Origin of the sequence: Erwinia sp. HDF1-3R (genome assembly GCF_039621855.1) — a bacterium.
In the GTDB taxonomy this organism is placed as follows: domain Bacteria; phylum Pseudomonadota; class Gammaproteobacteria; order Enterobacterales; family Enterobacteriaceae; genus Erwinia.
The window spans coordinates 4,701,303-4,723,361 of sequence record NZ_CP155071.1; the positions used below are offsets into that span (position 1 = coordinate 4,701,303).

19 protein-coding genes are annotated in these 22,059 nt (G+C 56.4%); 11 read left to right on the plus strand and 8 right to left on the minus strand.

Annotated elements, in window-relative coordinates; translation table 11 throughout:
• Window positions 1-60: 60 nt before the first annotated feature.
• From AAGR22_RS21385 to sodA, 3 genes are all read right to left on the minus strand, one after another.
• Window positions 61-1,056 carry an ABC transporter permease gene (locus AAGR22_RS21385; protein ID WP_345829508.1) on the minus strand — a complete coding sequence of 332 codons (996 nt, stop codon included), beginning with the start codon at window positions 1,054-1,056 and terminating at the stop codon, window positions 61-63.
• Window positions 1,053-2,558: a sugar ABC transporter ATP-binding protein gene (locus AAGR22_RS21390; protein WP_345829509.1), complete on the minus strand. Its 1,506-nt coding sequence runs from the start codon at window positions 2,556-2,558 to the stop codon at window positions 1,053-1,055. Before AAGR22_RS21390 ends, AAGR22_RS21385 begins: the two co-directional genes overlap by 4 nt.
• Before the next feature lie 293 nt (window positions 2,559-2,851).
• Entirely contained in the window at window positions 2,852-3,469 is a 618-nt protein-coding gene (gene sodA / locus AAGR22_RS21395) for a superoxide dismutase [Mn] (RefSeq protein WP_067700449.1), read from the minus strand.
• 206 nt (window positions 3,470-3,675) lie between these two features.
• On the opposite strand from sodA, the gene AAGR22_RS21400 reads away from it, so the two are divergent.
• Window positions 3,676-4,386, plus strand: a complete 711-nt coding sequence (locus AAGR22_RS21400; RefSeq protein ID WP_067700452.1) for a YetF domain-containing protein — start codon at window positions 3,676-3,678, stop codon at window positions 4,384-4,386.
• Window positions 4,387-4,425: 39 nt separating this feature from the next.
• On the opposite strand, the gene AAGR22_RS21405 is transcribed toward AAGR22_RS21400, so the two are convergent.
• The 3 genes from AAGR22_RS21405 to AAGR22_RS21415 form a co-directional block, all read right to left on the minus strand.
• Window positions 4,426-4,842 (minus strand): type II toxin-antitoxin system VapC family toxin, encoded by a 417-nt coding sequence (locus AAGR22_RS21405; protein ID WP_345829511.1) that lies wholly within the window; start codon window positions 4,840-4,842, stop codon window positions 4,426-4,428.
• Window positions 4,839-5,069, minus strand: a complete 231-nt coding sequence (gene vapB, locus AAGR22_RS21410) for a type II toxin-antitoxin system VapB family antitoxin (RefSeq protein WP_345829513.1) — start codon at window positions 5,067-5,069, stop codon at window positions 4,839-4,841. The genes AAGR22_RS21405 and vapB overlap by 4 nt, the downstream gene beginning before the upstream one ends.
• 112 nt (window positions 5,070-5,181) lie before the next feature.
• Window positions 5,182-6,522, minus strand: a complete 1,341-nt coding sequence (locus tag AAGR22_RS21415) for an aspartate aminotransferase family protein (protein ID WP_067700462.1) — start codon at window positions 6,520-6,522, stop codon at window positions 5,182-5,184.
• 172 nt (window positions 6,523-6,694) lie between these two features.
• On the opposite strand from AAGR22_RS21415, the gene AAGR22_RS21420 reads away from it, so the two are divergent.
• Window positions 6,695-7,486 carry a DeoR/GlpR family DNA-binding transcription regulator gene (locus AAGR22_RS21420; RefSeq protein ID WP_345829516.1) on the plus strand — a complete coding sequence of 264 codons (792 nt, stop codon included), beginning with the start codon at window positions 6,695-6,697 and terminating at the stop codon, window positions 7,484-7,486.
• Between the two features lie 69 nt (window positions 7,487-7,555).
• Here AAGR22_RS21420 and fdhD read toward each other — a convergent pair whose 3' ends face one another.
• Window positions 7,556-8,383, minus strand: a complete 828-nt coding sequence (gene fdhD / locus AAGR22_RS21425) for a formate dehydrogenase accessory sulfurtransferase FdhD (RefSeq protein WP_345831639.1) — start codon at window positions 8,381-8,383, stop codon at window positions 7,556-7,558.
• A gap of 377 nt (window positions 8,384-8,760) precedes the next feature.
• On the opposite strand from fdhD, the gene fdhE reads away from it, so the two are divergent.
• From fdhE to AAGR22_RS21460, 7 genes are all read left to right on the plus strand, one after another.
• Window positions 8,761-9,687 (plus strand): formate dehydrogenase accessory protein FdhE, encoded by a 927-nt coding sequence (gene fdhE, locus AAGR22_RS21430; RefSeq protein ID WP_067700466.1) that lies wholly within the window; start codon window positions 8,761-8,763, stop codon window positions 9,685-9,687.
• A gap of 88 nt (window positions 9,688-9,775) precedes the next feature.
• Window positions 9,776-10,387 carry a glutathione S-transferase gene (locus AAGR22_RS21435; protein ID WP_345829518.1) on the plus strand — a complete coding sequence of 204 codons (612 nt, stop codon included), beginning with the start codon at window positions 9,776-9,778 and terminating at the stop codon, window positions 10,385-10,387.
• Between the two features lie 322 nt (window positions 10,388-10,709).
• Window positions 10,710-11,840, plus strand: a complete 1,131-nt coding sequence (locus AAGR22_RS21440) for a NapC/NirT family cytochrome c (RefSeq protein ID WP_345829520.1) — start codon at window positions 10,710-10,712, stop codon at window positions 11,838-11,840.
• Window positions 11,830-14,307: a trimethylamine-N-oxide reductase TorA gene (gene torA, locus AAGR22_RS21445; RefSeq protein ID WP_345829522.1), complete on the plus strand. Its 2,478-nt coding sequence runs from the start codon at window positions 11,830-11,832 to the stop codon at window positions 14,305-14,307. Before AAGR22_RS21440 ends, torA begins: the two co-directional genes overlap by 11 nt.
• Window positions 14,308-14,435: 128 nt before the next feature.
• Entirely contained in the window at window positions 14,436-14,999 is a 564-nt protein-coding gene (locus tag AAGR22_RS21450; RefSeq protein WP_345829523.1) for a DNA-3-methyladenine glycosylase I, read from the plus strand.
• A 111-nt stretch (window positions 15,000-15,110) separates the two neighbouring features.
• Window positions 15,111-15,773 carry an OmpA family lipoprotein gene (locus AAGR22_RS21455; RefSeq protein WP_067700478.1) on the plus strand — a complete coding sequence of 221 codons (663 nt, stop codon included), beginning with the start codon at window positions 15,111-15,113 and terminating at the stop codon, window positions 15,771-15,773.
• Window positions 15,774-16,014: 241 nt separating this feature from the next.
• Entirely contained in the window at window positions 16,015-17,031 is a 1,017-nt protein-coding gene (locus tag AAGR22_RS21460; protein ID WP_345829524.1) for a LacI family DNA-binding transcriptional regulator, read from the plus strand.
• A gap of 74 nt (window positions 17,032-17,105) precedes the next feature.
• Here the strand turns inward: AAGR22_RS21460 and AAGR22_RS21465 are convergent, their stop codons facing one another.
• On the minus strand, window positions 17,106-17,801 hold the full coding sequence (locus tag AAGR22_RS21465; protein ID WP_345829525.1) for a hypothetical protein: 696 nt from the start codon (window positions 17,799-17,801) through the stop codon (window positions 17,106-17,108).
• Between the two features lie 1,034 nt (window positions 17,802-18,835).
• Here AAGR22_RS21465 and AAGR22_RS21470 point away from each other — a divergent pair.
• Both AAGR22_RS21470 and AAGR22_RS21475 read left to right on the plus strand, forming a co-directional pair.
• Entirely contained in the window at window positions 18,836-20,554 is a 1,719-nt protein-coding gene (locus AAGR22_RS21470; RefSeq protein WP_345829527.1) for an ABC transporter permease subunit, read from the plus strand.
• Window positions 20,555-20,589: 35 nt separating this feature from the next.
• A complete protein-coding gene (locus AAGR22_RS21475; RefSeq protein ID WP_345829529.1) occupies window positions 20,590-21,375 on the plus strand; it encodes an ABC transporter ATP-binding protein in 786 nt (261 codons plus the stop codon).
• The last annotated feature ends 684 nt before the right edge of the window (window positions 21,376-22,059 follow it).

Here is a 22,059-nt window from a genome sequence, read left to right on the forward strand (position 1 = left end):
AGACGCCGGATTCAGCACAGGTTCGGGCGCCCTTCGGCACCCGGGGACCATTAACGGTGACTAACGCCGCTGGATATAGGTGATAGCCAGCGCGACGGCCAGTACCAGACCTTTGATAATATCCATGGCGTAATAGGGCACGGAGAGCATCACCAGCCCGTTTTGCAGCACGCCGAGGATCACCGCCCCCACCAGCGTGCCCAGCGCATTCGGCTTACCGGAACCCGCCAGCGAGAATCCAATCCAGGCGGCAGCGACTGCATCCATCAGATACCCACCACCGGCATTGACCTGCGATGAGCCGATGCGCGACGCCAGCAGAATGCCGCCCAGCCCCGCCAGCAGTGAGGCAATCACGTAGGCCAGCACGCGATAACGATTCGTACGAATACCCGACAGGCGCGCCGCCTCCGGATTACCGCCAATGGCATACATCCGACGGCCATGTTTGGTCAGCGACAACCCAAGCTGGGCCACCAGGGTGACCACCAGCATAATAATGACGATGGTCGGCACCTGGCCGAGCAGGGAGAAGTTGGCCGGGATGGTCCCTTCGGCCATATCACCACTCGGCATTACCATATTTTCCGTAATGGAGCCGCCGAAGCTCCAGGTCATCGCCACCCCCTGCACAATAAACAGGCTGGCCAGCGTGGCTAACATGTCGGGAATTTTCAGCACAACGATCAGAAAGGCGTTAAACAGCCCGACCAGGGTGCAGAGCAGCAGCGTAAGCGCTATTGCCTCGGTGCTGCCGTAGCCGTACCAGACGAACAGGGAGATAACGAGCGAGTTTGCCAGCGACGCGGTAGACCCCACGGAAAGGTCGAAGCCGCCGATGGTCAGCGAAACCGAGACGCCTACGGCGATCACCGTTACGATGGCGATCGAGCGCAAAATATTAATGATGTTGGTCGGCTCCAGAAAACTGTCCGAGGCCAGGCCAAATGCGGCGATGAGCGCCACGCAGGTTAACAACATTCCCCACTTATAGAGAAATTCAAACAGCTGGTGACGCACGGGCGTCCGCTTCAGGGAAAGTTCATTGCTGCTCACGCAGGCGTTCCTCCGGTGGAATAAAGTAAAAGTGTTTCTTCATCAACGTCCTGGGCAGCCATTTCAGCCACAATGCGTCCGTCCCAGAGCACGCAAATCCTGTCGCACAGGCCAACCAGCTCGGAGAATTCACCCGACGCGTAGATGACCCCTTTCCCCTGCCGTGCCAGCCCGTCAATTAGCGTAAACAGGTCGGTTTTGGCTTTTATATCGACGCCCTTCGTCGGCTCATCGAGAATGAGGACGTCAGCGTTATTGCGCAGCCATTTGCCGATCGCGACCTTCTGCTGATTACCGCCCGACAGGCGCCTGAGCGTCTGCTGCGGCCCGGTGGTGCGCACCCCGAGCTTTTGAATAATCTCTTCTGCCCAGCGCCAGGCCTGACGGTGCCCGAACAGGCCCCAGCGGGAAAAGCTGTTATCGTCCGTAACGCTGAGGTTCATCGCGACCGATTCGTCGATAAAAATGCCCTCTTTCCGCCGCTCCTCGGGGATCAGCGCCATCCTGTTTTTCACCGCCGCATGAGGCGAGGTGGGTTTCCAGGGCCTTCCGTGCAGTTCGCCCCGCGTAATCCGGCTGCGACTGACACCAAACAGCGCCTTGCACAGCTCGGTTTTCCCCGCGCCGGCCAGCCCGGCAATGCCCAGGATTTCGCCTTTGCGCAGCGTCAGCGAAATATCGCGCAAAAGGTGCTCATCGTGCAGCCCCTGCACCGCCATCAGCGTCTCCCTGCCGAAGGGTGGGCGACGGGACGGATAGATATCGTCCAGCTGATGGCCCAGCATCTTCTCAACGATCTGCTCGCCGCTAAGCTGCGCCATCGGGCCCGTTTCAACCAGCTGGCCGTCGCGCAGCACCGTCAGCCGATCGCAGATTTCCCGCAGCTCATGAATGCGGTGAGAGATAAAGACCACGCCGATCCCACTGCTTTGCAGGCGGCGTACCACGGCGAACAGCCGCTCGCTCTCATGCTGATCCAGCGGCGCAGTGGGTTCGTCCAGAATCAGAAAGCGACAGTGATGGGAGAGCGCGCGGGCCAGCAAAATCTGCTGCTTTTCCGCCAGCGAACACTGATCGATGCGGCGACGCACGTCCAGTGAGACGTCCAGCTGTTGCAGCAGTGCCCTGGCCTGCTGGCGAATCTCGCCCCAGTGATAAACCTGTCCACCTTCGGCCAGCCTGTCGAGCATGATGTTTTCTGCCACGCTCAGGGTCGGTACGAGGGCGACATCAACCTCCTGCTGCACCAGATGGATCCCCAGCTGTCGGGCATCGCGCGGTGTGCGGATGGATACCGGCTTACCATCAAGCAGGATCTCCCCGCTGTAATGATCGTACGCCCCGGATAATACGGCCATCAGCGTCGATTTCCCGGCACCGTTAGCGCCGGTCAGGGCATGAACCGAATGACCTTCAAGGCTGAAATCAACGCCGCTGAGTGCGGAAAAACCGCCAAAGGCAATGGCTACCTGACGCATTTCTAAGCGATTTACCCCGTTCATAAGCGAAATTCTCTGGCGAATACAAAAACGTCTGGCCGCATTTTTTAATGGTTTGTCACGGCTGACAACGAACGAAAGCGCATAAGCTAACACAAAATGATATTAGCCATCCAGACATCTGGACACTTAAGCGGTTAACGCCGGATTGCGGGGGATAATCAGCATAAACGGGGGGAAGAAGCCGATCGGGCAGGATTACACGCGATTTTACGCAGATGATGGCCGGAGACAGACGTAAAAAAACCGGCGAAGCCCTCTCGCCGGTTTGTCTTCACGCATCAGCGTGGAGGGATTTATTTTGCTGCGGAGAAACGGGCTGCCGCTTCGTCCCAGTTAACCACTTCCCAGAACGCCTTAATGTAGTCAGGACGTTTGTTCTGGTACTTCAGGTAGTAGGCGTGTTCCCACACGTCCAGGCCAACAATCGGCGTACCGGAAGCGCCAGAGATAGCTTCACCCATCAGCGGGCTGTCCTGGTTAGCCGTAGAGACGACGGCCAGTTTGTCACCCTTCTTAACCAGCCACGCCCAGCCTGAACCAAAACGGGTTGCGGCCGCTTTCTCAAATTCAGCTTTGAATGCGTCCACGCTGCCGAAGTCTTTTTCGATAGCGGCTTTAAGGTCGCCACTCAGGGTGGTGCCGGTTTTCAGGCCCTTCCAGAAGAAGCTGTGGTTAGAGTGGCCGCCCGCGTTGTTGCGCAGTACGGTTTTCTTGTCCGCAGGAACCTGATCCAGTTTAGCGATCAGCTCATCTACCGGCAGGCTGGCAAATTCGGTGCCTTCCAGCGCGGCATTGGCGTTGTTGACATAGGTCTGGTGGTGTTTAGTGTGATGGATTTCCATCGTCTGCTTATCGAAATGTGGCTCTAACGCGTCATAGGCGTAAGGCAGGGATGGTAGTGAATAACTCATGTTCATCATCTCCATAAAAGTTGGCGGTAGCTGTGTTGCTCCGCGTAAGCAGTCGGATCATTATAGTTAAATAAACGGTGGGTAAAAGGGTTATCAATGCCTTACTCTTACCGGGGTTTATTATTGAGGTGTTACCGCACAGTTTCTCTACTTATCCCTGGCTTCTGCTACGCTAATGAAGAACTTTTATCGAAGGGAAGAGGCTTATGGAGTACTACGGATTTATTCTGCTCAAATTTTTTATTGGCTTTGCCATCGTCATTACCCACCTGAATTTTTCCGGAAAAACTCAGCTTTCACAAATGACGCCCGTCGACTTTATCGGCAACTTTGTGCTGGGCGGCATTATTGGCGGCGTGATTTACAGCGACAGTATTCCTTTGTACCAGTATGTGGTGCTACTGCTGATCGGCGTGGCCTTTATCACCTCACTTAACGCCATCAGTAAGCACTTTTCGCTATTTCGCTCCATCACCATTGGCGACCCCATTCCGATCATCAAAAATGGCCAGTTCCTGATGGACAATATTCTCGCCCGACGGAACAAGATCGACATTCTGAGCGTCGCCTCGCAGATCCATACTCAGGGCATCCTTTCCTTTCAGGAAGTGCGCTACGCGCAGATTGAGCCGGGCGGCCAGGTCACGGTCATTGCCGAGGGTAGCCTGATGCCCTCGGTGATCGTCATGAAAAACGGCAAGGCGCGGCCCGGCGATCTGGCATTGATTGATAAAGACGAAGCCTGGCTACTGAAGGAAGTCGAGCGGTGTCAGCTGAAACGTGAGGATATCTTTCTCACCGAGTTCTGGGAGGGGAAGCTGATGTTCATTATGAATAACGGCGATATCGTCCGTCAGAGCGAAGAGGCCGAGCTGGGATCGGCGGGATTAAAAGTGGGCGAGCGGCAGGACCGGTAAGGCGCCAGCAGGCGGTCAGTTTCTAACAACATAAGGCAGTCACTCACTCCAGTCTTCCAGTTTCAGGTCCGGTACCCGCACAAATTCACGCGTATTATTCGTTACCAGAATGGCGCCCACGGCTACGGCATGGCCGGCGATAGCGGTGTCGTTAGGACCGATCGGCGTGCCGGCTGCGGCCAGGATGGCTTTGATCTGCGTGGTAGCGTCTACTGCTGCACGATCCCAGGGAAGGATGGCATCCAGGCGGGCGCAATATGCCTCAACCAGCTGCGTGTGACGGGGCGAGGCCTTTTTGCCGATGGCACCAAAACGCATCTCTGCGTAGGTGATTGCCGATACGACAATGCGGTGATTACGCAGCACCGCCTGCTCCAGCCGGTTCAGGACGGCTTCCGGCTGCTCGCGCATAATAAAGGAACAGATGTTGGTGTCCAGCATGTAGGTTTTATTCACAGGTCAAATCTTCCTTCATCGCTGACAACATCCCCCCGTTCCGCCATAAAGTCTGCATCGGCTTTTTCCAGCTCGCTGAACGAACGCCAGGTGGGCCGGACCGGGCGCAGGATGATGGTGTCCCCTTCCCGGACTATCTCAAGCTCACTCACGCCTTCAAAGTCAAGATCGCGGGGCAGGCGGATGGCGCGATTGTTGCCGTTTTTAAATACCGATACGGTTCGCATGATTCACCTCACAGGCTAAGTGTGCCAGGGATATCCTTACACATATGCTTAGTATATGCAGATGCACGGCATATGTATAGCGCAGGCCCGTGCCCGCTTGCCCGCCAGCCCATTACCGACCGCAGGCGGCCAGCGACTTATCCAGCGCGCCCACCAGCCAGTCGATGTCGCTCTCCTGGAAGGCTAACGGCGGGCGCAGCTTCAGCACGTTGCCATAAGGCCCGGCAACCGAGGTAAGGACATGGTTTTCACGCAGCCTCTCGGTGACGTCCAGCGCCAGCTGTTTGTCCGGCGTCTTACTGCGCTTATCCGTCACCAGCTCAAAGCCAATAAACAGGCCCGCTCCACGCACGTCGCCCACGCACTCATATTTATCCTTGAGCGTTAACAGCGCAGCCAGCAGCTTCTCGCCCACCTTGCGGCTGTGTTCCTGTAGGCCTTCATCCTTGATCACCGTTAGCACCGCCTGCGCCGCTGCCATCGCGACCGGATTGCCGCCAAACGTGTTGAAATAGGGGATATCGTCGCTGAACGCTGCCAGAACGTCGCTTTTTGCCAGCAGAGCAGAAACCGGGATGCCATTGCCCATGGGCTTACCGGTGGTCACCACATCCGGCACCACGCCATGGCGGGCAAAGCCCCAGAACGCCTCGCCGGTGCGGGCAAAGCCGGGCTGCACTTCGTCGGCAATAAAAATACCGCCATTTTTATGCACCACCTCCACCGCTTTTTGCAGAAAACCTTTCGGCCCCGGCAGTACGCCGTCAGAGGAGAAAATCGAGTCGGCAAGGAAACCGGCAAATTTGATGCCGTGGGCCGCCATATCGTCAATCTGCTTCTGTATTTCGTTGGCAAACCACTCGCCTAAATCGGGTGCATCCACGCGATAGCAATCCGGTGGCGGTACCAGGCGCGTGGTGGCGGCCAGCGGCTGGCCCGAGCCCAGTGCGGGGGAGACGCCGGAGGTCAGATCGCTGGTGCCGTGGTAGGCTTCCTGGGTGACGATAATGCCGGTGCCGCCGCTCCAGGCACGCGCGATGCGTATGGCCAGATCGTTTGCTTCCGATCCGGTACACATATACATGGCGCGGTCGATTTCAGCGGGAAGGGTGGCCAGCAGCGCTTCGGAGTAGTCGAGAATGCGCTCGTGCAGATAGCGCGTATGGGTATTTAGCTGCTGCATCTGCCGGTAGACCGCATCGATAACCGCAGGATGGCAGTGTCCAATGCTGGCGACGTTATTGTAAACGTCGAGGTATTTGTCACCCGCCGCATCCCACAGATACTGCCCCTCGCCCCGCACCAGATGTACCGGCTTACGGTAGAACAGACGATAGGACTCGCCCAGTACCCGGCTGCGCTTGTCAGTCAGCTTGCGAACATCAGCATCCAGCCCGGCGGCATGTTCGGCGCGAAAGCTGTTGGTATCCATAATGGTTGAACGTGTAGCCATGATCACTCCCGTTGCGATGAAGGGTTACGATGGGCAGCAGCAGCCCGCTTGCGTTTATCATGGCAACTTTCAGGCAAAATGCAACAAAATACACAAATGCAATAAAATACACATGCACGTGCCTCCATTGTCGGTTAGGCTATGCCCAGTCCAACGGCTAAAGGAGACAGATATGCTACAGGAAACGCGCCTGCACCGGATCCGTGCGCTACTGGCGACGCTGGGTCACGTCAGTACCGAGCGGATCATCAGGGAGCTGGGCATCTCACGCGAAACGGCCAGGCGGGACATTATCGAACTGGAAGCGCTGGGCGTCGCGCGTCGCGTGCATGGCGGACTGATGGCGCTGAATGCCGAACCGGAAGCGCCTCTGGTAGTGCGCAGCGAAGTTAAGGCCCGGGAGAAGCGGGCTATCGCCCGTGCGGCGGCGCGACGACTAAAGCCTGGCCAGACGCTGTTTCTGGATGCGGGTAGCACCACCACCATGCTGGCTGAGGAGTTGCGCACCCTCTCCGGGCTGACGGTGGTCACCAACAGCCTGAATGCGGCGCTAAAACTCTGCGCCGCCGGGGAGCATGAAACGCTGAATAACAGCATCATCCTGCTCGGCGGCAGTATGCTGGCCGGGGCGCAGGAGACGCGCGGCGATCTGACGGTGGGGGAAATTTATCGCTACCGGGCCGACGTGGCGCTGCTGTCGCCGGTGGGCATTGACGGCAGGAGCGGTGCCACCAGTTTTTATCCGCATGAGGCGGCCATTGCCCGCGCGATGGTACAACAGGCCGATCAGCTTATTTTGCTGGCAGACAGCAGCAAACTCGGCCTCACCAGCCGGATCAACTACGCCACGCTCGGTCAGGTGAGCGCATTAATCACCGACGGCGAGGCCGCAGAGAATCCCGCCTTTTCACTGATTGAGAAATCGCTGCCGGAGGTGGTGCTGGCCCCGGCCACCAGCCGCTGATGCCCGGGCGCACGCATTGCTGACCGCCGCGGGTACACAGTGCCGACCGCCGCTGGCGGCGCAGCGGGCTTAGCCTCTCAGCCGCTGGGGATGCGTATAGACCGTGGCGCGGCCAGGCTTGCTAAAGCCCACCAGCGTCAGGTTGCTGCGTTCCGCGACCTCGACGGCGAGTTTGGTTGCGGCGGAGACGGCAAAAAGAATTTCCACGCCGCACATCGCCGATTTCTGCACCATCTCATAGCTTGCCCGACTGGAAACCAGCACCGCGCCCTGCTGCCAGTCTGGCTGCTGGCTGCGCAATCCCAGCAGCTTATCCAGCGCGACGTGCCTTCCCACATCCTCACAGCCGCCGGAAAGCGCCCCGTCCGGCCTGATCCAGGCCGCAGCATGCGTACAGCCGGTCAGCTGTCCAACGGGCTGAACGCTTTTTAGCTGGCCCAGCGCCTTATCAAGCTGGTTGAGGTCGAAGGTTTGACTGAACGGTAGTGGCTGAAGCGGTTTGCCGATTTCGGCAAGCTGTTCAACGCCGCACACGCCGCAGCCGGTACGGCCCGCCAGGGACCTGCGCTGCGCTTTCAGCCCCATAAAGCGGCGGCTGGAGAGCTCGATCTGCACCTCAATACCGCCGCAGGAAGGCTGGATATCCATCCCATAGATATCTGCTGGCGAATCAATAATGCCCTCAGAGAGCGAGAAGCCCAGCGCAAAAGCTTCCAGATCCTTTGGCGTAGCCATCATCACCACGTGCGAAATGCCGTTATAGACCAGCGCCACCGGCACCTCGTCTGCCAGCCAGTCCTCCTTTGCGCTCTCCAGCGCCATGCGTTGCCACACCTTCACCTGGCTCAGCCCGACGGCCTCCTCCAGAGCCGGATTACCGTCACCCGCTTTATTCATCAGAAAATCACCCATGGCTAACGCTGACCCTTTCCACTCTGCAATACGCCTCTGACCCCATCGCTTGCGGATCGCTTATAAGATTCTGAACCCCCGAGCGAAGCACTGCAAGCGGCCGGATCTTATCCGTCACAACAGGCCCTGTTTGATAGTGAATAGTTATAAAAGCCATTGAAACGATGAAGTGGAGGAGACCGGGGGCTATAATTTTGGGCAGAAGCCTGTAATCTGGGCTTCTGTCCTGAGTCTGTTGCCATTGCAGGCAGCAGCACCCTTATCCGGCGGACCTTTTTTCGCCGGGGCTGGATACCCTATCCGCGCTGTTGATATACCGTTGGCGGACAGCTGAACCGTCGGAAAAACAGGAAAAAAACCTGATGAATATTCGCATAATCCCGAACGAGAGGCTGACAGACCACGAGCAAAATAGGGCAGAGGCCATCCCGCCGCTGCTTTTTCCCCGGCTGAAAAACTTATACAGCCGCCGCGCCGCACGACTTCGGCAGCTGGCGAAGAAAAACCCGCTGGGCGATTATCTGCGCTTCGCCGCCGTCATCGCCAGCGCCCAGGAAATCGTACTCTACGATCATCCGCTGCGGCTGGATCTGCATGCAAGGCTGACAGAAACCGCCGCGGGCGGTAAGCCTCCGCTGGACATTCACCAGCTGCCGCGAGATCCACACTGGCAGCGGCTGCTGCATTCGCTGATTGCCGAAATGAAGCCCGAAATGAGCGATCAGGCGCTGGCCGTGCTGGAGAACCTGGAAAAGGCCTCTGCCCAGGAGCTGGAAACCATGGCCTCGGCGCTGTTTGCTAATGAGTTCTCGAAGGTGAGCAGCGATACATCGCCGTTTATCTGGGCCGCGCTATCACTCTACTGGGCGCAGATGGCAGCGCTGATCCCGGGCAAGGCGCGCGCCGAACAGGGCGAACAGCGGCAGTTTTGCCCGGTCTGCGCCAGCGTGCCGGTGACCAGCGTGATCCATCTGGATCCCGAACAGGGCGGCGTACGCTATCTGCATTGCAATCTGTGCGAAAGTGAGTGGCATGTCCCCCAGGGTAAATGCAGTAACTGTGAGCACACCCGTGACCTGAGCTACTGGTCGCTGGAGAGTGAGTCCGGGGCGGTACAGGCAGAGAGCTGCGGCGACTGCGGCACCTGGCTGAAGATGTTCTTCCAGCAGAAAGATCCCGCGGTGGAGCCGGTCGCGGACGATCTGGCTACGCTGGTGCTGGATGCGCGTATGGAGCAGGAAGGATTTGCCCGCAGCAGCCTGAATCCCTTTCTGTTCCCGGGCGAATAAGCGCAATAAAGGGCGGGAGAGACCACTCTTCCGCTAATCAAAACCGATCCGGGCCGGCCTTCCGGACCCGTTCATTAGAGGAAGTGGGATGAAATTAATCGGCAGCTACGCCAGCCCGTTTGTCCGTAAAATTTCGGTGATTATGCTGGAAAAAGGCATCACCTTTGAGTTTGCTAACCAGTCGCCCTGGACGGATGACAGCCCGGTACCGACCTACAACCCATTGGGTAAGATACCGGTGCTGGTCACCGGCCCGGATGAGTACTGGTACGACTCGTCGGTGATTGCGGCCTATCTCGAACAGCTGGATATCGCACCCGCGCTGATCCCGCGTGACAGGCTGGCGGCGATGAACGTGCTTCAGCTACAGGCGCTGGCGGACGGCATCGGCGATGCGGCGGTGCTGCTGGTGCGTGAAGGGTTGCGTCCGGCTGATAAACAGCTGGAGAGCGAGCTGGTGCGTCAGCGCGGCAAAATTCTGCGCGGCCTCGACGCGCTGGAAAAAGCCGCAGCCGAGGGCAAGGTGCTGAACAGTGACACCCTCAATCTGGCGGATATTGCGGCAGGCTGCCTGCTCGGCTATCTGAACTTTCGCCGCGTGGTGCCAGACTGGTGCGTTAACCGCCCGGCACTGGTGAAACTGGCAGAAAAACTCTTTGCCCGCGAGAGCTTTGCCCGCACGGTTCCGCCTGCGCCCTGAACGCATTGTTTTATGACAGGCCTGCCATCACGCAGGCCTTCATCTACTGACGGCCTGCCTTACCACCCGCAGATCGGGCCTCCCTCTGCTGCGGAGAACACTATTTTTCTGTAATTTGAACCTCGCTCTCACTTCTGCCCATTAGTCGGCATCACCTCTCGCCTTTTTGATTCGCCACAATAAAACCACACTATTAGTGTGTGATAGTTAGCAGGGTTATCATTTTTCTCTCCCATTAAAAGAGTGAATCAGAGAGACAGGAGCAGTTATGGGATTTCTCAGGAAAGAGAGTAGGTTCAGGTGGTTCAGAGGATGGCGCGGTATGCTACTGGTTTTACTGGGCATCGTTATCGCGCTGCTGGTGGTCGCCGGGGGCGTAACCGTGCTGCATAAAACCAGCAATACAGCCTTTTGCGTCTCCTGCCACAGCATGGAAAGGCCGCTGGCGGAATATCAGGGGAGCGTGCACTATCAGAATCACGCCGGGATACGCGCCAGCTGCGCTAACTGCCATATCCCCAGCCAGCCCGTTGACTATCTGTTAACCAAGATTGCCGCCGTTAAGGATGTTTACGGCGAAGTCACCGGCACCATTGATACCGAAGAAAAATACAACGCCAAAAAACTGGCCATGGCCGAGTCGGTGTGGAAAACGATGAAAGCCAGTGACTCTGCGACCTGCCGCAGCTGCCATAGCTTTGAGGCGATGGATATCCTTGCCCAGCAGCCTGACGCGAGAAAGGCGCATCCCGTCGCCATCAGGAGCGGGGAAACCTGTATTGACTGCCATCGCGGCGTCGCCCATATCCTGCCGGACATGCGCGCCAGCAACGCCTCAGGCGCAAGCCAGCTGATCGCCGCCGCCGGGGTTAGCGTTGATAACGGAATACTTTATAGCGTGCAGACCCAGCCCTTCGCCCTGCAGCCCGTAGCAGAGGCGCCCGCTGGCACGCTGTTTCCGGCGGCACCGCTGACCATTCTGCGCCGTGATCAGGGTAAGGTAGAAGCGCGTCTCAGCGGCTGGCAGCAGCAGGACGTTCCCACCCTTATCTACGCCGCTCCCGGCAAGCGCATTATCAGTGCGGTCATTGAGGAAGATACCTCCAGCCATATAAACATTCTTGCTTCCCAGACGGACGCGCAGACCGGCACGGTCTGGCAGCAGGTTTCACTTGATATCTGGCTCCCTCCCGGCGCACTGATTGATGACCAGCAGAAAATCTGGCAGTACGCCTCCGGCCTGATGTCCGCTAACTGTACCGGCTGTCATGGCCTGACCCCATCGAACCACTTTACGGCTAATCAGTGGATTGGGGTGATGAAAGGGATGGCGGCGCGCACCTCGCTGGATAAGGAGCAGCTAAGAGTGCTTACCCTTTACGTGCAGAACCATGCCAGTGATATGCCGACCCCGGATATGCTGCCTTCAAAAGGAACCGAAGATGAAAAATAATCCGCTTTCAACCCTTTCGCGTCGCCGGTTTTTACAGGCTGGCGGTGCGCTGCTGGCCGCCAGCTCGCTCGATCTGCTTTATATGAAGTCGGCCGTCGCGCAGGCCGTCAGCCAGGCCATGCCGCTATTTAGCGCACTGCGTCCGGCGAGCAAAGGGATCCTTACCGCCGCTCACTGGGGCGCATTTGAAGCCATCGTCGATCAGGGCCGGATGGTTAGCGTTCAGCCGGTGCAGGACGACCCTTCGCCCAATGAGCTGATCGAGATGGCGCCCTGGCAGGTTCACGCCGACAACCGCATCAAATACCCGATGGTGCGTAAAAACTGGCTGGAACAGGGGCCGGGCGGAGGTCGCAACCTGCGTGGGCGCGACGAGTGGGTCAGGGTCAGCTGGGATGAAGCGATTTCACTGGTCAGTAACGATATTCGCCGCCTGCAAAAGGACTATGGCCCTTCGGCGATTTATGCTGGCTCCTACGGCTGGAAAAGTACCGGCTTGCTGCATAACAGCCGGTCGCTGCTGGGGCGACTGATGAACCTCGCAGGAGGCTTTCTCGGCTATAGCGGCGACTACTCCACCGGCGCGGCCCAGGTCATTATGCCGCACGTCGTCGGCTCAATGGAGGTTTACGAACAGCAAACCAGCTGGCCCAACGTGGTTGCTCACGCCGAGCTGGTGGTTCTCTGGGGGTGTAACCCGCAGACGACGCTGAAAATCGGCTGGAACGTGCCGGACCACGTGGGGCTGGAGGGCATTGAGGCGCTGGCGAAAAAAGGCACCCGGGTCATCTCAGTCGATCCCATCCACAACCCAACCGCGAAGATGCTGAATGCGGAGTGGATTGCGCCAAAGGCCTACACCGACGCGGCGATGATCCTCGGGCTTGCCCATACGCTGCTGACGGAAAAACGCCACGACGAGGCTTTTCTCAAGCGCTATACCGTGGGGTTCGATAAATTCCGCGCCTATCTGCTGGGGGAAAGCGATGGCACGGTGAAAAGCGCCGACTGGGCGAGTGAAATTTGTGGCGTGGAGGCGGAGAAACTGCGCGCCCTGGCGCGTGAGATGGTCAGTAAACGCACCATGATTATGGCGGGCTGGGGCATTCAGCGTCAGCATCACGGCGAGCAGCCGCACTGGCTGCTGGTCACGCTGGCGGCGATGATTGGGCAGATCGGCCTGCCCGGAGGCGGATTCGGTTTCAGCTATCACTACTCGTCCGGCGGCAGCCCGACGGCCAGGGGAGGGATCCTTTCCGGGGTGAGCACCGGCAAGGCACCGGCAAATTCGCCACAGCCTGTCCCCGTCGCGCGGATCGCGGACTGTCTTGCCAACCCCGGAAAGCACATCCAGTTTAACGGCAAAGACATTACCTATCCCGATGTGAAAATGGTCTACGTCGCCGGGGGCAATCCGTTCCACCACCATCAGGATACCAATAATCTACTTAGCGCCTGGCAGCACCCGGAAACCATCGTGGTACATGAGCCCTACTGGACCGCCACCGCGAAGCATGCCGATATTGTTCTTCCCTGCACCACCAGCTACGAACGTAACGATATGGATATGGGGGGTGATTACTCACAGCTGTATGTTTTCCCGATGCATCAGTGCGTTCCCCCCCAGCATGAGGCCCGCAACGATTACGATATCTTTCTGGCCATCGCCGCCCAGCTCGGCGTGGATGAGGCCTTCTCCGAAGGTCGGGATGAGATGCTGTGGTTGAAATCACTTTATGACAATATGAAAACGCAGGCCAGAAACGTGGGCGTACCGCTACCGCCTTCCAACGAATTCTGGCGGTCTGGCAACTACATTCGCTTTCCGGTGCCGGAGGAGAATAAAAACTGGGTGCGCTTCGCTGACTTCCGCGAAGACCCCCTGCTGAACCCGCTCGGTACGCCAAGCGGGAAAATAGAAATTTTCTCGCGCACCGTGGCGGAGATGAACTATGCGGACTGCCCCGGGCTTCCAGGCTGGCTGCTGCCACACGAGTGGCACGGTAGCGATGCGGCGCGGAAGTATCCGCTCTCGCTTAATACCGCCCACCCAATTAACCGCCTGCATTCGCAACTGGATAACACCCCGCTGCGCAAGAAATATGCTATCGGCGACCGGGAGGCGATCCTCATTAACCCGCAGGATGCTGCGGCAAGGGGCATTCAGTCCGGTGATGTGGTCAGAGCCTTTAACGACCGGGGCCAGATTCTGGTGGGTGCATCCGTAACCGGGGATATCCGGCCGGGCGTGGTGCGCATCAGCGAGGGAGCCTGGTACGATCCGCTCAATGCGACGCAGCCCAACACGCTATGCAAAAATGGCAACGTTAACTGCCTGACCTTCGATATCGGCTCGTCAAAGCTGGCGCAGGGCAACTGCGGCCATATGGCGCAGCTTGAAGTCGAAAAATATCGTGGCGCGGTGCCGGAAAATACCGCCCATGCGCTGCCTGCCGGGGTGGTTTGAGGGGTAAATAGCGGCGGCAGTTGCTATTATCCTGACAACCGCTTTCCCATGGCCCGAAGAGAGCCTGGTTCTGGCCTTTTTATGCCAGCCAGGCGGACTTTAGCCACCTTTAATAAGGAAGAGTCACTATGCAGCGCTGCGGCTGGGTAACACCGGATCCTCTCTATCTTGATTATCACGATCGTGAATGGGGCGTTCCCCTGACCGATACCCGCTCGCTGTTTGAAATGCTGTGTCTTGAGGGGCAAATGGCCGGGCTGTCATGGCTTACCGTGCTAAAGAAGCGGGAGAACTACCGCCGCGCCTTTCACCAGTTTGATCCACAGGCGGTGGCGCTGATGGAGGAAGACGAGGTGGAGAGGCTGATGCAGGACAGCGGCATTATTCGTCATCGCGGCAAAATTAACGCAATTATCGCCAATGCTCGCGCATTGCTGACGATGGAGGCGCAGGGTGAGATTTTTAGCGCCTTTATCTGGGGGTTTGTAGATAATCAGCCGCAGATCCAGCGCTATGACGACCATCGGGCTGCGCCCTCCTTCAGCCCGGTTTCTGACAACCTGTCAAAGCAGCTGAAGAAGAGAGGCTTCAAATTTGTGGGCACGACCACCTGTTACTCATTTATGCAGGCCTGCGGGCTGATCAACGACCATACCACCGGCTGCTTTTGTCATCCCGATAATCTCAGGTAGCGCATCCTTACATTTTCAGAAGATTAAACCGTTTTATTCTCACATTTCCCGTTCATAATCGGCGTTTTACAGGCCAAATGGCCTGCCGCTGTGTTTTGAGAGAGAAAGAAAATGAAAAAGCGTTATATCACCCTCGCTCTGGTTTTGAGCGGCACACTTGCCCTCCCGGGCTGTACCACTAATCCTTACACCGGTGAGCGTGAAGCAGGGAAATCCGGCGTGGGTGCCGGTCTGGGCGCCGCATTAGGCGCGGGCGTCGGCATGCTCTCCTCATCGAAAAAGGATCGCGGCAAAGGCGCACTGATTGGCGCAGCAGCCGGTGCAGCATTGGGCGGCGGCGCAGGCTATTATATGGATGTGCAGGAAGCCAAGCTTCGCGACAAGATGCGCGGAACCGGCGTCAGCGTGACCCGTCAGGGCGATAATATCGTGCTGAACATGCCCAATAACGTCACCTTTGACAGCAGCAGCAGCAGCCTGAAACCGGCCGGGGCTAACACCCTGACCGGCGTTGCCATGGTGCTGAAAGAGTATCCAAAAACTGCGGTTAACGTGGCGGGCTATACCGACAGTAGCGGATCGCGTCAGCTGAACATGACGCTCTCCCAGCAGCGCGCGGACAGCGTAGCCAGCTCGCTGATAACCCAGGGCGTAGCCGCCAGTCGTCTCCGCACCATCGGCAGAGGGCCGGATAATCCTGTCGCGTCTAACAGCAGTGCTGATGGCAAGGCGCAGAACCGCCGGGTAGAGATTACGCTCAGCCCGCTGCAGTAACCTTTGAAAACCGGGCTGCTCCGCTATGGCCCGGTTCTCTGCTCCCCACTGTACCTTCTCTGCCCTTTATCCCCGCGCTGCTCAGGCTCCGTTACCCCAGGCTGACGCAGAGAGATGGGCGGGATACCGCTTATGCTTTATGATGACCCGCTCAAACTGCCTTTGTTCGAACTACAGTAGATGAATCGCGTCAGTAAAAGCTGAGGCCAGGCTTGTTATACCCCAATGCCCAAGGACCGCCATGAACCGTAAGGCCGCACGCGCTACTATTAGCGACGTTGCCAGCGCTGCTAAAACCGGGAAAACCAGCGTCTCGCGCTATCTGAACGGTGAACAGCACGCCCTCTCCCCCGATCTAAAACAGCGGATAGAAGCTGCTATCGCTGAACTGAACTACCGGCCAAGCCAGATGGCACGGGGCTTAAAGCGTGGCCGCACCCGGCTGATTGGGCTGATTATCGCCGACATTACGAATCCCTATTCCATTGACGTGATGAACGGTATTGAATCCGCCTGCCGGGCGCAGGGCTTTACGCTGCTGATGTGCAATACCAATAATGAAGTGGATCAGGAGCAGCACTACCTGAATCTGCTGAGCAGCTATCAGGTCGAGGGGATTGTGGTCAACGCAGTCGGTATGCGCGAAGAGGCGCTAAGCCACCTTCAGCAATCCCTGCTGCCAATGGTCCTGATTGACCGCAAAATCCCTGACTTTGACTGTGACGTGGTCGGTCTGGATAACGCCGGGGCTGCCGCCATGGCTACCGATCACCTGATTGCCGGTGGCTTCAGGACGGTAATGTTTGTGACCGAGCCGCTCGGCATGGTTAATACCCGCCACGAACGCCTGCAGGCCTTTAAACAGACCATGTCCCGCTATGCGGATTGTCAGGCCGAACAGGCCGAAATCGCACTCGGTGATGCAGCCGCGCTTGACCGGGTGCTGGGGGATTTCTATCAGCGCCATTCGGCCCAACGCTGCGCCGTGATGGTGGTAAATGGGGCATTAACCCTCCAGGTCGCCCGCTCGATGAAGCGCCTGGGGCTGAACTGGGGTGAACAAATGGGGCTGCTGGGCTTTGATGAGCTGGAGTGGGCCGAGCTGGCCGGCGTGGGTATCACCACGCTGAAACAGCCTACCTGGCAAATCGGCTATACCGCACTGGAAATGGTGATACGCCGTATAGAGGGTGATACGCGCGCGCCCCAGGAGCGGGTTTATCCCGGCGAGCTGATTATTCGCGGCTCCACGAAATAGCGTCACGACTTCCGATGTCATCTGTGGTGGGCGCTACGGCGCTTGCCATAGCCGTGCATTAACATCAGGTGGTTTCACGTACTGATATTTCTGATCCAGCCTTTCCTGCGCATATTCTCGCTACACTTGTCTTTTATACTGTCCGGGTTACCGGAGTAAGAGCCAAATGATAAGCCATCCTCTTTCATTTCTAAACGTGCGCAAACGCTATGCATCGCAACACTGACGACATTATCTATCACAAATTTCTTCACTCCTAACCGCGATGCTGCATCTGTAGCGGCATAGTGTAAAAGGTGGCTAATTCCTTTATTTTGCATATTCTCTGGGAGAACAATATCGCTGTATCCTACCGTCGAATCGCCATGGTGCTCCGGATCTTCGTTGGATATATACATCTCCTTACTCCATCCTTTTTTTTGTTTTTCATCATCCATTTTTATGGTTAACGTTATTATCCGGTCGCTATCTTTTTTATTATCACGATGAATATCGACAGAGCCATATTCGGGGTGACGAAAGCTAAAGGTATCGGCAAAAAGCTTCTTTTCCTCCGGCGAGACATTGTGCACATTATCTGTGGAACAGGATGGCGTACGGGCAACAGACGACCCTTGCTGCTGCAACGGGTTTACAGATGTGGGCCGGGCCATTTCATCTAATGAATTATCCTCAGGATGATTCGAGGGAATGCAGCAAAGCTGCCGTAAAATCTGAGAAGCTGAAGGCATGTCGTTTCCCTTAATATCTCTTTCATCATCTAAACCCAACGGACCTGCCTTTCGCACCCTCGTCGGATTCGCAATAGTTAACAAGAGGAGCGTTATTTCCTCTGCCAGTGAGTGTCAATAATCTATCAATGGTTCCCGTTGTTTATGCTCATCGCATCGCGGGTGCTGATGCTTCGCCCCAAATGCGCGGCCACTTTCGGGTATAGGCGGTAGCATAGCCCTCTGTAACCCTGCCGGGGAGGAGTACTGGCCGCTAAATCACTGTTCCAGAAAGTGTGAAAGGTCGCGCTCCGTCGACAGGCAGACCACCGGGTGCAGCAATGCTCGAGTGCAGGCGCCGGGATGGATTCACGCCGTGCAACAAAATGCTTCGCAGTGGAAAGCGGTTTTCCCGACGCGTTTCATTTTTTCTTAAACATCCTGACGTATATGTTTGGTTTAGTATTGTTCTGATAGTCTTGCTGAGCGTCAATAATAAGTCCAGAGAGGAAACTATGTTTAATAAAATAGCCGACGAACCCCCGTCGGGATTGGTCATTCACGGCTGATTATCCTCTGCACCTTAATAGTGTCAGTAGAGATAATCGGCACATAAGTTCCCCGCAACCGGGGTAGTGATTATCTTTATTTCGATGCTGTTATATCGAGGTGCATTATGCTTTTCAAAATTCCTGCGTTACCTGTTATCTCCGCTCACTGGAGCGATACGCGCCTGCCTGTCCTTTCGGATTCAGACGTGATCTCTTTCACTGCGCTGATAACACCTGTTATCTCCAGAATCTCAAATACATACCGTACCCTGAAGCACCAGCTCAGGCAGAATCGTCAGCGCGCCATTAAAGCGCATATTGACAGCATTCTACCCTGATAAGCATGGCTAATCATCGGGTACATCGCTATTCAGAGCCTGGCAATTAACTCGCCCTGAAGCTGATGTACCCGGTAGTGCGGTGAATACCTGCATCTGAGTAAGCCCTGAATTAAACAGGGCTTAGTGAAGTGCGCGCTATTTACCGTAAACAGGCTATGGAATACCTCACCGGGTTATTTTTATTCTCTAAGAGCTTATCTACATGCAGCATATAAATAACAGGATACATCCAAAAGGATCTATCTTTAACGATGTTATCGTCATTACGCTCCTCCTTGCGATTACCGGCTTATTTATCTATGCCTGGCAGGGGATGCACGCCGCTTTTAATGGCACTTCTCTGCCTGAACTCAGCCAGAATTATAAGGACTTACCCTATTACAGCCTGCGCACCACCATGCGTCTGATGCTGGGATTACTCTACTCGCTGCTATTTTCCATTGTGTTCGGCGTGCTTGCCGCAAAGTTTGTCGCCATGCGCCGCGTGATCCTGCCCTTTGTGAACTTTATGGAGTCCGTGCCGCTCGTGGGGTTTTTAACCTTTACGACGGTGTTTTTTCTTAACCTCTATCCACACAGCGTGATGGGTCTGGAGGGGCTGGCAATCTTCGCCGTCTTTACCGGACAGGCCTGGAATATGATGCTAACCATGTACCAGACGCTGCGCGTGGTGCCGCACCAGCTGACCGAAGTCACCTCGGCATTTCGCTGTAATCCCTGGCAGCGCTTCTGGCGGCTGGGCTTTCTCTACTCTTTTCCTGGCCTGCTGTGGAATACGATGGTATCCCAGTCTGCCGCCTGGTTTGCGCTAACCGCCTCAGAAATGCTGACCATTGGCAGCCACGATATCAACCTGCCCGGGGTCGGTTCATGGCTGGGGGTCGCGATCGGCAACGGAGACGTTCACGCCGTTCTCTGGGGCGTATTCGCGCTTATCGTTAATATCGTAGTGCTGGATCAGCTGCTGTTCCGCCCGCTGGTTCGCTTCGCCAGCCAGTTTAAGTATGAAGATGTCTCTTCTGCACGGCAGCCCTCCTCCTGGTTTTATGACTGCCTGACCCGCTCCGCCACCGGGCAACTGCTGGGACGTCTGGGTAGCAAATTCTGCCATTTCTGGCTGTTTGTTCTGCCCAAAGCCTGGTATCGGCTCAAACTGCATAGCCTGTTCTCTTTCCTGTCGCTGATGAACTGGCTATGGGCAAGCCTGTGGTATCTCGCCATCGTGGTGGCCTCTCTCTACAGCAGCTACCTGCTATGGCTTTACCTGCCTCTGCAATACCTGCCTGAGTTTCCTGCCTGGATGGGCCTGACGGCCGCCCGCGTTATCAGCGCGATGCTGCTGAGTATTGTTATTTTTACGCCAATTGGCGTCTGGATCGGCCTGCGCCCGCAGCTGGTACGCTTTTTCCAGCCGATTATCCAGATAATGGCGGCCATTCCGGTAAATGTTTTTTACCCGGTGATCACCGTCATCATTCTGACGTGGCACCAGAGCCTGGACGTCTGGACCGTACCGATGATCATGCTGGGCACGCAGTGGTACGTCCTGTTCAACGTGATTGCGGGCACCTCCATGATCCCCAGCCAGATGGTGGAGGTCAGCAGGGTATTTCGCGTCGGCGGTCTGATGTGGTGGACCAAATATATCCTGCCCGCCATTTTCCCCTATCTGGTGACGGGGATTATTTCTGCCGCCGGCGGTGCCTGGAATGCCGCGATTGCGGCGGAGGTGCTCAACTGGGGAAGCGTCACGCTTAAAACCACGGGTCTGGGAGCCTTTATCTCCACCACCACCGAAGCTGGCCAGAATCCGGAGGCCGCCCTGGGCTGTATCGCCATGTGCCTGATGGTGGCCCTCTGCGTGATTTTTATCTGGCAGCCGCTTTATCGCTATGCCGAGACTCGCTTCAAATTCGACTGATACGTTCAGGAAACTGTTTCTCTGGGAGAGACCCAATGAAAAATTGCCATCTTGTTTTAGAAATCAAAAATGCCTCTAAATCGTTTCAGAAAGATCGGAACCAGGCGCTTCCGGTGCTGGAAAATATCAATATGGAGGTGGCCGAAAACGAAATCGTCGCCCTGCTGGGCAAGTCAGGATCGGGTAAATCCACCCTGCTGCGCATGATTGCCGGGCTGGTCGATCCCAGCTTTGGCTCTATCGTCTGCAATGACCTGCCGGTAACAGGGCCGTGCCGTGATACCAGTATGGTCTTCCAGACGTTTGCACTCTTTCCCTGGCTGACCGTGTTTGACAACATCGCCTTTGGCCTCCAGGCCCAGGGGCTACCCGTGGATGAGATTGAACGCCGTACGGTAGATATGATTGAGCTAATTGGGCTGTCCGGCTACGCCGCGGCTTATCCAAAGGAGCTGTCCGGCGGCATGCGCCAGAGAATCGGTTTTGCGCGTGCGCTGGCGGTAGAACCTCAGCTACTGCTGCTGGATGAGCCATTCTCTGCGCTGGATATTTATACCAGCCACAAGCTGCGGCAGGATCTGATTGATCTCTGGGAGCGGCGCCAGATCCAGACCAAATCTATGGTGCTGGTCACGCACGATGTGGAAGAAGCGGTGGCGCTTTGCGATCGCATTTACCTGCTGACCGGCACACCGGGCACCATAACCGATGTGTTTGACGTTGATGCGCCGCGCGACACGCGCAGCAGAGAAAGCATGCAGCCGCTGGTCGACAGGATCAGTGAAACGCTCAATGCGCGAATTGCCGCCGCTCAGGTTTAGCCTCTCTGCGGCAGAGGGCCAGCCCGGATTAGGGTCGGCTCTCTGCCCGCTACTTTGCGTTATTGAGCCACTAAGCATCCTTAGATCAACTCGCCGATGACGTCAGGGTGGAATTCAGATGGACAAAATTAGAAGTCTTAGGCCCAACAAAGCGAAAATGCACTTTTACGCAGTAACTACCTGATATATAGAAATATAATTGACGTGTAAATCGCTCTCGAAATGGCTTATTTTTAATCGAAAAAAGGCATTTATCGGACAACGTTGTCTACCAATCGATCTTTCAGATGATAATTCCCTTTTTACCGTACATTTTCGTACGGTTGGCTCTCGCCCCCTATAAGGGATCTTACTTTTTATACAAAATAACACGATAATTCGAGTGGTTATTGAGTCTTAAAAGGGGGATGGCTGATAACATGCCTTCATGTCCGAACTGTAAATCAAACAGTGTGCGAGAACGTAATATTGGGAAGAAAACTGGTGGCGTAATTGGCGGAGTTAGTGGCGCAGCGGCTTTGTCTATCCTGCATCGTCGGTACAGTGTGGTGTTTTCGCGTCTTGGTTTAGGGGTTTGAAGCCCAACCGTACGAAACTGTACACTAAGTGCATTTTTTGAGCAGAACAGGCGAGTAAAGAAAACGAGAGTTTTTGTTTCCTCTTTCTGTTGATGCCAGTAGCCAT